This is a genomic window from Halopseudomonas sp. L-58, assembly GCF_056859475.1.
Genome location: NZ_JBSXON010000005.1, coordinates 1 through 10,516, shown reverse-complemented (window position 1 = coordinate 10,516; position 10,516 = coordinate 1). Strand labels below are relative to the sequence as shown.

The following is a 10,516-nucleotide window of genomic DNA, read 5'->3' as shown; positions in this document are numbered from 1 at the left end:
GTCGGGTGGAAATAGGCCAAAATGGCCAGAGTTGAAGGCGATTTGCGGAGCAATGTCGCCAAGAACAGGTTCGCTGCATCAAAAATTCAGTTGATCGACACCGGTAATGCGCAAATCTGAATTGATCAGCGATTCCTTAGTAAAGATCCGGATACTGGGCAAACTATTCAGATTCCTGAGCAGGAAGTCCAGATTGAGACGTGGGATGAGGAGCTAAATGATCTACTCGCCAATCCAGAAGGTAAGGGCTGGGCAATTCACGTCATAGATGACTGCCTGTTCTTGGGCTGCTACTTCGAGAAGAAAATGGCCGCCGCCGGGCACATCATATTTAATGGTTGGTTTGATTCATGCGGAGGAACTGAAAGCTGCCCTAGAGCTAGATTTCTAGACTCCATGAAAATTCCTCTAGCGCTTCCTGTCTTCAATCGGCAGATCCCTCATGAAAAGATGTTTGATCTTCTCTTTGGGAGACTACAGATTTGCATGGGAGTCAACGTTGAGGCATTTCTTGCTAAGTGTCAGAGAGAGGGGATTACTGTCAGATCTGGAACGAATCGCGAGACGTCGCAGTTAGAGCAATTGGGTGGGAGGCTGTATCGCCATAATGGAAAGTCGATATTCCTCGGGAACGGCAAGGTGGAAATGGGTCTCGCAGATGGGGTGTTCCTGCGCATGTTGTTCCACGGCCAAAAGCCCATATCGCTTATCAAGGCAATATTGGATAACACGCCAGGAAGCGCCTAGCCATTCGCTGCAGGCGCGACGGCCCTGACGGGCCGCGGCCTGAGCTCAAACGTTAATGCGAAAACAGCACCGAGATAATTCGCGCCACTGAAATGCCAAAACTGTACTTTCACCGCCATACTACACAACCAATGCACGGCCCCGGGTCCCCGTTTACGCGGGCGAGTAGCGCAGATTTATCGGGAAAAAGAGCCACAGGATGTCTGAGGCTCGAAGAGCCGAGTTTTGTGGCTCCCCGATAAATCGAGCAACGCAGCGAACCCGCAGGGCCGCGTAGCCGGGGTGGCCTAGGGGGTGCAGGGGGAAATGGCCATGCATTTCCCCCTGCTCGCCGTGAAGGCGAAAGGCAGACCGGAACAACACACCGCCGTGCAAGAAAGACGCAGAGCGTGGGAACCATCAACAGGCCACGCAGGTGCAGGTGCGACCACGGGCACTGCACGCAGTGCCCCTACGGGTGCATGGACGCCGGTCCGCGCAGACTCGTGTCTATTTCCCCAACACCAGCTCCCTCGCCAAGGCATTGTGCTCTTCAATAATCAGCGGCAATTCCCGTGTCAGCAGCACGCCGTCTTCAATCACCTGTCGGCCGTTGATGATGCTGTGGGCGACGCGTTGCGGGGTGCAGAAGACGAGGGCGGCGATGGGGTCGATGAGGGCGCCAGCCATGGCGATGTCGTCGGTGCGGAAGGCGATGATGTCGGCGCAGTAGCCGGGCTGAATGCGACCCAGCACGTCGCTGCGGCCAAGCACGTCGGCGCCGCCGCGGGTGGCGATGTAGAGCGCTTCGCGGGCGCTCATGGCGGTCGGGTTTTCATCCCGTACGCGGGCGGAGAGCATGGCCTGGCGGGCTTCGTCGAGCAGGTTGTTGGTGTCGTTGGAGGCACTGCCATCGACGCCCAGCCCGACCTTGACGCCAGCATCGCGCATCTTGCGGATCGGTGCGATGCCGGAGGCCAGGCGCATGTTGGAGCAGGGGCAGTGGGCGACGCCGGTGCCGGTGCGGGCGAACAGGGCGATACCCGGGTCGTCCAGATGCACGCAGTGGGCGTGCCAGACGTCGTGGCCGACCCAGCCGACCGATTCGGTGTATTCGGTCGGGGTCATGCCGTAGCGCTCCTTGCTGAAGGCAAGGTCCTTGGCGTTTTCTGCGGTGTGGGTGTGCAGGCCAACACCGTAGGAGCGCGCCAACGCCGCGCCTTCGCGCATCAGGTCGGTGGTCACGGTAAAGGGTGAGCAGGGGCCGAGGGCGACCTTGATCATGGCGTCGGGCGTGGCGTCGTGCAGCTCTTCGACCACCCGCTGCATTTCCTTGAGGATGGCGTCTTCATCCTGCTCGACCAGCGCATCCGGCGGCAGCCCACCCTTGCTCTGGCCGAGACTCATGGCGCCGCGCACGGCGTGAAAACGCATGCCCATTTCCTGCGCGGCCTGCACGCTGTCGTCCAGCCGGGTGCCGTTGACGTAGAGGTAGGCGTGGTCGGCGGCGGTGGTGCAGCCCGACAGCATCAGCTCGGCCATCGCGGTGCGGGTAGCGGCGCGCTGCATGGCCGGGGTGATGTTCTGCCAGACCGGGAACAGCGCGGTCAGCCAGTCGAACAGCTCGGCATCCTGCGCCGCCGGCAGGGCGCGGGTGAGGGACTGGAACATGTGATGGTGGGTGTTGATCAGGCCCGGAATCAGCACGTGGCCGGTCATATCGATGACCTTATCAGCGGTATCTGGCAGCTCACTGGCGGGGCCGACCGCTTCGACGCGGTTGCCGCGAATAAACACGGAGCCGTTAGCGATTTCACATTGTTCGTCATCCATAGTGGCGATGACCAGCGCGTTCTTGAGCAGCAGGGTGGGTGACATGCGATTCCTCGATATTTCGTTATGTTGACCAGCAGGACAGAAATTCCTCATACCGCGCGACATGCAAATCCGGGGCCGCTGTAAAACCGCGCAGATTGGGTGCCATAGCCCTCATTTCAGCACAGCATCAGTGCATTAACCGGCCGTTTTGGCGCGTAATCGCGCACTTATCAGCGTGCCAGAGGGCTTGGCACAGCCCTTGCTTTTTCAATTCTTGCGTGACTGGTCAGGTTATGAGTCGTGTCGTCCTGAACACGGGTTCGAGGACTAAACCGCAGGTCGCATTAATCCACCGCCGCCTGGCGGCGGTGCATGTACCCGCATCAGGAGACACTGATAACGATGGACTCAATACCGGTAATCGACTTTTCGCCCTTTATCGACGGCGACGCCGCCGCCCGCGCCGAGGTAGCCCGGCAGATGCGCCAGGCCAGCAGCGATTGGGGCTTTTTCTACCTATCTGGCTGTGGCATGCCTGCCGAGCAGTTGGCCGAAGCCTTCGCCGCCTCCAAGGCGTTTTTCGCCTTGCCCGACGACGACAAGCAGGCCATTGCCTGGCAGAACGCCGAGAGCAACCGCGGCTACGTGGGTGTGCGCCGCGAGCGGCTCGACCCGAGCAAACCCGGCGACCTCAAGGAAGCGTTTAACCTGGCGCCGGAAAGCGCCGGCAGTGCGCCCAATCTGTGGCCGGCGGTGCTGCCCGCCTTCCGCTCGCAGATGGAAGACTTTCTCGCTGCCTGCATCGCCACCGCCGACCGGGTACTGGAAGCCTTTGCCGTGGCGCTGGCACAACCGGACGAATTCTTCGTTACCGCCCACAACCGCCATCACCACACCCTGCGGCTGCTGCACTACCCGCCGCTGCCGGAAGGCTTTACCCCGCAGGATGGGGAAAACCGCGCCGGGGCGCACACCGATTACGGCAGCATCACCCTGCTGTTTCAGGACGACGCTGGCGGGCTGGAAGTCCGCACCCGCGCCGGTGAATGGGTTGCCGCTACGCCGATTCCGGGCACCGTGGTGGTTAACACCGGCGACCTGATGCACCGCTGGACCAACCACGTGTTCTGCTCAACCCCGCACCGGGTGAACGTGCCGCCGCAGTCGCTGCACCGCGATCGCTATTCCATCGCCTTCTTCTGTCATCCGAACAAGGATGCCGAGATCGCCTGCATCGACACTTGCGCCAGCGCCGACAACCCCGCGCGCTACGCCCCGATTTCTGCTGGCGACCACCTGCTGGAACGCCTCAACGCGACTTACTGAGTTCACCATCAAGGAGTTTTACCCATGCAATTCAAATCTCTGAAACTGACCGGTCTGGCCCTGGCGCTGGGCTTCAGCGCCGCCACTACCAGCGCCGCCGACCTGATCCCGGTGACCGTCACCACCACCTGGTATGCGCAAGCCGAGCACGGCGGGCTGTACGCCGCCAAGGCGGCAGGTATCTATGAAAAGTACGGCCTGGACGTGACCATCAATATGGGCGGCCCGCAGGTCAACAACGTGCAACTGCTGATGGGCGGCAAAACCGACTTCAGCATGGGCTACGCGCTGCAGTCACTCAATGCCGTGAAAGAAGACATCCCACTGGTGACCGTGGCCGCCTGGTTCCAGAAAGACCCGCAATCGCTAGTAGTGCATGAAGGTGCCGGTAACGACAGCCTCGAAGACCTGAAGGGCAAGGGCATTCGGATTCCCACTGCTGGCCGCGTGGCCTACTGGCCGTGGATGAAGGCGCAGTACGGATTCTCCGATGAGCAGCTGCGACCGTATGACTACAGCTTTGGCCCGTTCATCGCCGATCAGCAAGCGATCCAGCAAGGCTACGTGACCAACGACGGATATTTTCTGGCCAAGGAGAACGTAGCGGCCAAGAGTCTGCTGCTGGCCGACTACGGCTGGGATGCCTATGCCTGTACGCTGGATACCACCGCCGAGATGCTGGAAAAGAACCCGGACGTGGTTAAGGCCATGGTTGAAGCCACCGCCGAAGGCTGGGCAGCCTACTTCGCCGACCCGGCACCGGCCAACGCGCTGATCAAAGAGGCCAACCCGGAAATGGCCGATGAGCTGCTGGCCTACAGCACCGCCAAGATGCAGGAAGAAGGCATTCTGCTGTCGGGCGATGCGGCCGACGGCCAATACGGCATCATGACCACCGCGCGCTGGAAAGGCTTCTTCGAGGATATGGTCGCAGCCGGCACCCTGCCCGCCGACCTTGACTGGCAGAAGGCGTTTGACCTGACCTTTGTTAAAGCAATGTACGGCGCGGAGTAAGTAAAGCAGGGAGCCGCTTGCGGCTCCCTGCTTCCATCAACTGGCAAACGCCAGCAAGGCTTCAGCAACCGCCGCCGTCTGCACTACCTGCGGTACATGCCCACAGGCCAGGCTGACCACCTGCGCGCCCGGCACCAGCGCCTGCATCTTGCGCTGCGCGGCGAGCACCACCGAACGATCCTCGGTGGCTTCCACATACAGCCGCGGCAGGCGGCCAAAACGCTCGGCAGTCCATTCGGCGACCAGCACTCGGGTGCCTTCGGGCTGGCTGCAGAAGCGCTGCGCCGCCGCCATCGCCTGGTCGCGCGGCAAATCCTGCAGGAATACCTCGCATACGGCCTCGGGCGGCACTTCGGACGACTGACGATCCTCGGCCCAAACCAGATGCGGCCAGATGCCTGCTGCTTCCGGGTTGGTCGCGAGCAGCGAGTTGCTCAACTCGGCAAAGCCCAGCCCGGAAGGCAACATCATGCCCGCCAGATAGGCTACGCCCACCACGCGCTCGGCGAGCATCTCGGCCGCTTGGGTAACAATCACGCCGCCACCTGAATGGCCAACCAACAGCAGTGGACCGTCAATCTCGGCACAGGCACTGGCGATATGCGCCATGCAGCCGGCCATGCTGATGTCTTCGGCTGTGGCCGGATGCTGCGGGTTGCCCGGCATGTCGAGCGCCAGCACGCGATGGCCGGCGGCTTCCAGTTCGGGTTTGAGGGCATCCCATACCCAGCTGCCGGCCCAGGCGCCGTGGATCAATACAAAGGTCGGCTTGTTCACTGGCTCAGGCATAGGTCCTCCGGTACATCTCCTGCAGATGCGCCTCGACCGTGGTCACCGGATAACGCGGCGCATCGCCCGGCTGCAGACAGACCGGCAGGCAGCGCACTTCGTGATCGGGGTTGCCGCTGTAGAAAAACGGCACCGAGTAGCGCTCGGCACCGGAGGTGTTGACCACCCGGTGCAGGGTCGAGCGGTAGCGATCGTTGGTCCAGCGGGCAATCATGTCGCCGAGGTTGACCACGAAGGTGCCGGGGATCGGGTTGGCGTCGATCCAGCGCTCACCCGCCGCGTCCCAGACCTGCAGGCCGGGTTTATCGTCGAGCAGCAGTACGGTGATGCCGCCAAAGTCGGTGTGTGCGCCGCAGCCCTTTTCACCTGGCTGGGGGTTGCCGGGCTGGGGCGGGTAGTGCAGCAGACGCAGGGTACACAGCGGCGACTCGCAAAAATCGGCAAAGAAGTCTTCCGGCAGGTTCAACGACAACGCCAGCGCGGCCATGATCCGGGCGCTGAGCTCGGTCATTGCGGCGTAATACTGCTCCATCGCCGGGCGGAAATCGGCGACGCCCTGCGGCCATTGGTTGGGGCCCATATTGAAGCGGCTCAGCGCGCGCGGATCATCGGCGGGCACCTCCTCACCGATATAGAAGCCTTCCTTCAAATCCGGCGGCGCACCGGCCTCCAGCGTCTGGCCGCGCAGCGGCTCGTAGCCCCGGTTGGCCTTGGACTGGGCCTTGTCGACCGCCAGCTTGTCGGTCATCGGCAACTCAAAGAACCGCTTCGACGCCGCGAACACCTGCTCGATCAACGCAGGTTCGATGCCGTGGCCGCTGACGTAGAAAAAGCCGCTGCGCTCGCAGGCATCGCGCAGCGTCGCCGCCATCGCCGCTTTGTCCCCGATGCTGCCGCCCTGCATCGGGCTGATGTCGATCACCGGCAGGTTGGCTGCCACTGACCCATACTGCTCTGTCATGTCGTTCTCCAGATGAATCAAAACAGGTTGTCCATTTGGTCAGGTATTCATATTGCATGCCAGCCCGTATAGCGATTTGTTCAACGTCACTCAGGAGCATCCATTCATGACCCCATCGCGCATCACCATCGTTGTTGATTCCCGCTACGGCACCACGCTGACGCTGGCCAAGGCCATCGCCGAAGGCGCCGCCAATGAGCAGGCCGAGGTCCGTTTGCGCCGGGTGGCGCTGTCGGAACCGGAGTTCAGCGTCGATACCGAACGCGCCGACTTTATTGCCGCCCAGGCCGAATACCGTGATCTGCCGCAGGCCAGCATGGCCGATCTGGAGTGGGCGACCGGCATCATCTGGGGCTCGCCGACCCGCTATGGGCTGATGAGCACGCCGCTGCGTGCCTTTATCGACGAGGTCGCACCGCTGTGGCGCCAGGGCGCGCTGATCGGCAAGGTGGGCGCGGCTTTCACCTCCACCGGCGGCATGCACTCGGGCAACGAGATGACGCTGATCAACCTGCTGCTGCCGTTCCTGCAGCACGGCATGATCCTCGCGGGCGTACCGCACAGCGTGCCGGAGCTGGTGCACACCCGCAGCGGCGGCTCGCCCTACGGCGCCTCGGCGGTCACCGGCTTCAACGGTACGCTGGGCGTAGATAAGAGTGAGCAGGCGATTGCCCGCGCCCTCGGTGCGCGGGTGGCGCGTCTGGCCGGGCAGATCACCCCGGAGCCGGCTTCGGTGGACCTGGCTGCGGGCCACGCTCACTGAGCAGCAGAGCAACGACCCAATGCGGTGCGAAAACCGCGCCGCAACGCCGCGCTCGCCACAAAGTCGTGCAAAAGGTCAGATTTTTATCCGCCCTCATCCCACCCGGCAGCACAGCCGCATGAGCCTGACATCATCATGCGGCTATCTATCCCAGCCGCACGGCGAGCCCAGGCAAATAGCGTGCTCCCCAACCTCATCCGGCCCCGAACAACAGAAAAACCTGTCTATTTCGTGGCATGCCTGTTGCTTTCCACTCTACGCGCAAGCGCAAAAGCTGATTATTCGGTCAGCTTCATAACGACAAGCTCGGCCCACCGAGCATTCGAACCTGAAGTCTGGGTTCGTCAACGCCCGCCCAACATTCAATGCAGTCTGATGAACAGGGGTACTTGATGAACAAGGCAACACGTGCAGCACATTCTTCATTGCGTCAGCGGGCAGGCCAGAAAGCCATCGCCGCGCTAGTGGGTTCCGCTCTGCTGGCCATGCCGCTGGCCGCCTCGGCGCTGGAAAAGGTCAGCTATCGCACCAACTGGTTTCCGCAGGCCGAACATGGCGGCTGGTATCAGGCGGCGGTTGATGGCACCTACGAAAAATACGGTCTTGAGGTAGAGCAGGAGCCGGGCGGCCCGCAGGTCAACAACCTGCAGCTGCTGCTGGCTGGCAAGGCGGACTTCGTCATGTTGCATTCCAGCGGGCAGATTCTCGAAGCCGTCTCCCAGGGTCTGCCGATTGTGGCGGTGGCCGCCTTCTACCAGAAGGACCCGCAGGCCATCATGACCCACAAGGGCGTGGGCCACGACAGCCTGGAGGACCTCAAGGGTGAGCCGATTCTGCTGTCGCAGGATGCGCACCAGTCGTTCTGGCCATGGCTCAAGCAGAAGTACGGCTACACCGATGAACAGGTGCGTCCCTACACCTTCCAGATGGGGCCGTTCATTGCCGACAGCAGCGTGATTCAGCAGTGCTACGTCAGCTCCGAGCCCTTTGTGGTCAAGCAGGCGGGTATCGACCCGAACATGTTCCTGTTGTCCGACTACGGCTGGAATTCCTACTCAACGCTGATCGTCACCACCACCGACACCGTTGAGAACCGCCCGGAGCTGGTCGAGTCCTTCGTCAACGCCTCGGTTGAGGGCTGGTATCGCTATTTGAACGACCCGGCCGAGACCAACGTCGAGATCAACCGCCTGGCGCCCAACCAGACGCCGGCGCAACTGCAGCATTCGCTCGACAGCGTGAATTCGCTGGGCATTGTGGTGTCCGGCGATGCCTTGGAGCTGGGTATTGGTGCCATGACCGATGCTCGCTGGAAAGACATCAGCGAACAGCTCAAGTCGCTTGACCTGCTCGACGCAGACACCGATTACACCAAGGCATTCACCACCCGCTTTATCGGCACCGACGCGATCAAGACGATGATGGCCGAGTACCCCGAGGTGGCTGGCGGCGCAGCCAACTGAGCCCCAACGCCGGCGCGTTCGCGCGTCGGCATTTTCACTTCTACAGAGGCACCCATAATGACACTTGAGGCCAATGCGCCTGCAACCCGGCGCATCCTGACCGCCGCCATCGTTCTGCCGATGACCCCCGACAACCCGGTGCTGCAGCACGGCGCCGTGCTGGTAGAGGGCGACCGTATCGTCGCCGTTGGGCCGCGTGCGGATATTCAATCCCTGGCCCCCGAGGCCGAACTGATCGATTACGGTCAGGCCGTGCTGCTGCCCGGTCTGATCAATACCCACAGCCACTCCGGCTTTCTTCGCGGCACGGCCGAAGACCTGCCGGTGTGGGACTGGCTGCGGCTGTTCATCGACCCGATGCACCGCGTGCTGACCGCCGAGGACGCCGAGATCGCCTCCTGGCTGTGCTATGCCGAAAGCCTGCTGTCCGGTACTACCACCTCGGTCGACATGTGGCGCTACATGGCCGGCTCTGCCCGCGCCGCCGAAGCTCTAGGCAACCGCGTAGTGATGGTGCCCTACGTTGGCGAGGCCGAAGGCTACGACTATTTCGATACGCTCGATGACAACGAAGCGCTGATTCAGCAGTGGCACGGCAAGGCCGACGGCCGCATCAACGTCTGGGTCGGGCTGGAGCACATGTACTACGCTACGCCGGAAGCGTGCCGCCGGGCGGTAGCCATGTGCGAGCGCTACAACACCGGCCTGCATACCCACTCCAACGAAGCGGAAGCAGAGATCGGCGAAGCCATGAAGCGCTTTGGCTGTAGCCCGATTCGCGCACTGGAGCGCCTCGGCCTGCTGGAACCCGAGCGCGTGCTGCTGGCCCACTGCGTCTGGCTGGATGACGACGAAATCGCCCTGCTGGCCGAGAAGAACATCGGCGTGGCGCACAACCCGTCGAGCAATATGAAACTCGCGAGCGGCTCGGCACCCATCGAGCAGTTGATCGCTGCGGGCGTGGCGGTTGGTATCGGCACCGATGGCGAGAAGGAAAACAACAATCTGGACATGCTGGAGGAGATCAAGATCGCCTCGCTGCTGGCCAAGTTGCGCTGCATGGATGCCGCGGCCTACGGCGCCTGGAACGTGCTGCGCAGCGCTACTATCGAAGGCGCACGCGCCATCGGCATGGACGATCAGATCGGCTCGCTGGAGCCCGGCAAACAGGCCGACATCATCGCCGTGCGCGCCGACACCCCGCGCATGACGCCGTTCCTGACCGACGGCCCGTTCATGAATGTTCACCACAATCTGGTGCATGGGGCGCTCGGTGGCGACGTCTGCATGACTATGGTCGCCGGCCGAATCGTCATGCAGGACCAGCAACTGCTCAACGGCGATCTGCCACGTTACATGAGCGACGCCGAACGCGCCTGCCGTGCATTGCTGGAACGCCGCGCCGAATGGCTGGCCGAGCATGAGGATGGAGCGTTGTCGCCGTTGTGATGCGGATGCAACGGGGCACAGCGCGCAGCACACATACCCCGCGACAACGCACCGTCATCGTCGCGCAGGCGCACTGCTGTCCGGAATAAATTCATAGCGGCAGAGCACCCTGCATCCTGGTCCATATCAGCTGACGCCGTTGCCTTCGTTGCAGCAGTTGGTGATCCGTCTCTTTGCGCTGAAACAAGCCTGCTCTCAGTTCGGTGA

At 62.2% G+C, this 10,516-nt stretch carries 8 protein-coding genes; 5 read left to right on the top strand and 3 right to left on the bottom strand.

Going from position 1 to position 10,516, the window contains the following annotated elements:
* Positions 1-1,236: 1,236 nt before the first annotated feature.
* Positions 1,237-2,604, bottom strand: coding sequence for an 8-oxoguanine deaminase (locus AC13EY_RS00145; RefSeq protein ID WP_228246052.1), 1,368 nt, complete (start codon positions 2,602-2,604; stop codon positions 1,237-1,239).
* 342 nt (positions 2,605-2,946) lie between these two features.
* Between AC13EY_RS00145 and AC13EY_RS00140 the strand changes: the two genes are divergently transcribed.
* Together AC13EY_RS00140 and AC13EY_RS00135 are read left to right on the top strand one after the other, a co-directional pair.
* The gene (locus AC13EY_RS00140; RefSeq protein WP_228246051.1) at positions 2,947-3,870 is read left to right on the top strand and encodes an isopenicillin N synthase family dioxygenase; all 924 of its coding nucleotides are present in this window, start codon (positions 2,947-2,949) and stop codon (positions 3,868-3,870) included.
* 24 nt (positions 3,871-3,894) lie between these two features.
* Entirely contained in the window at positions 3,895-4,884 is a 990-nt protein-coding gene (locus tag AC13EY_RS00135; RefSeq protein WP_228246050.1) for an ABC transporter substrate-binding protein, read from the top strand.
* 36 nt (positions 4,885-4,920) lie between these two features.
* Here the strand turns inward: AC13EY_RS00135 and AC13EY_RS00130 are convergent, their stop codons facing one another.
* Together AC13EY_RS00130 and AC13EY_RS00125 are read right to left on the bottom strand one after the other, a co-directional pair.
* Positions 4,921-5,673 carry an alpha/beta fold hydrolase gene (locus tag AC13EY_RS00130; RefSeq protein ID WP_228246049.1) on the bottom strand — a complete coding sequence of 251 codons (753 nt, stop codon included), beginning with the start codon at positions 5,671-5,673 and terminating at the stop codon, positions 4,921-4,923.
* On the bottom strand, positions 5,666-6,634 hold the full coding sequence (locus AC13EY_RS00125; protein ID WP_228246048.1) for an isopenicillin N synthase family dioxygenase: 969 nt from the start codon (positions 6,632-6,634) through the stop codon (positions 5,666-5,668). Before AC13EY_RS00125 ends, AC13EY_RS00130 begins: the two co-directional genes overlap by 8 nt.
* 106 nt (positions 6,635-6,740) lie before the next feature.
* On the opposite strand from AC13EY_RS00125, the gene wrbA reads away from it, so the two are divergent.
* The 3 genes from wrbA (at position 6,741) to AC13EY_RS00110 (ending at position 10,309) form a co-directional block, all read left to right on the top strand.
* Positions 6,741-7,397, top strand: a complete 657-nt coding sequence (gene wrbA / locus AC13EY_RS00120; protein WP_228246047.1) for an NAD(P)H:quinone oxidoreductase — start codon at positions 6,741-6,743, stop codon at positions 7,395-7,397.
* A 392-nt stretch (positions 7,398-7,789) separates the two neighbouring features.
* Positions 7,790-8,860: an ABC transporter substrate-binding protein gene (locus AC13EY_RS00115; RefSeq protein WP_228246046.1), complete on the top strand. Its 1,071-nt coding sequence runs from the start codon at positions 7,790-7,792 to the stop codon at positions 8,858-8,860.
* 57 nt (positions 8,861-8,917) lie between these two features.
* On the top strand, positions 8,918-10,309 hold the full coding sequence (locus tag AC13EY_RS00110) for an amidohydrolase family protein (RefSeq protein WP_228246045.1): 1,392 nt from the start codon (positions 8,918-8,920) through the stop codon (positions 10,307-10,309).
* Positions 10,310-10,516 lie beyond the last annotated feature (207 nt).

What these genes read in the sequence shown, in the direction of transcription:
- AC13EY_RS00145 (WP_228246052.1), bottom strand. Translation starts at nt 2,604, where the DNA reads ATGTCACCCACCCTGCTGCTCAAGAACGCGCTGGTCATCGCCACTATG.
- AC13EY_RS00140 (WP_228246051.1), top strand. Translation starts at nt 2,947, where the DNA reads ATGGACTCAATACCGGTAATCGACTTTTCGCCCTTTATCGACGGCGAC.
- AC13EY_RS00135 (WP_228246050.1), top strand. Translation starts at nt 3,895, where the DNA reads ATGCAATTCAAATCTCTGAAACTGACCGGTCTGGCCCTGGCGCTGGGC.
- AC13EY_RS00130 (WP_228246049.1), bottom strand. Translation starts at nt 5,673, where the DNA reads ATGCCTGAGCCAGTGAACAAGCCGACCTTTGTATTGATCCACGGCGCC.
- AC13EY_RS00125 (WP_228246048.1), bottom strand. Translation starts at nt 6,634, where the DNA reads ATGACAGAGCAGTATGGGTCAGTGGCAGCCAACCTGCCGGTGATCGAC.
- wrbA (WP_228246047.1), top strand. Translation starts at nt 6,741, where the DNA reads ATGACCCCATCGCGCATCACCATCGTTGTTGATTCCCGCTACGGCACC.
- AC13EY_RS00115 (WP_228246046.1), top strand. Translation starts at nt 7,790, where the DNA reads ATGAACAAGGCAACACGTGCAGCACATTCTTCATTGCGTCAGCGGGCA.
- AC13EY_RS00110 (WP_228246045.1), top strand. Translation starts at nt 8,918, where the DNA reads ATGACACTTGAGGCCAATGCGCCTGCAACCCGGCGCATCCTGACCGCC.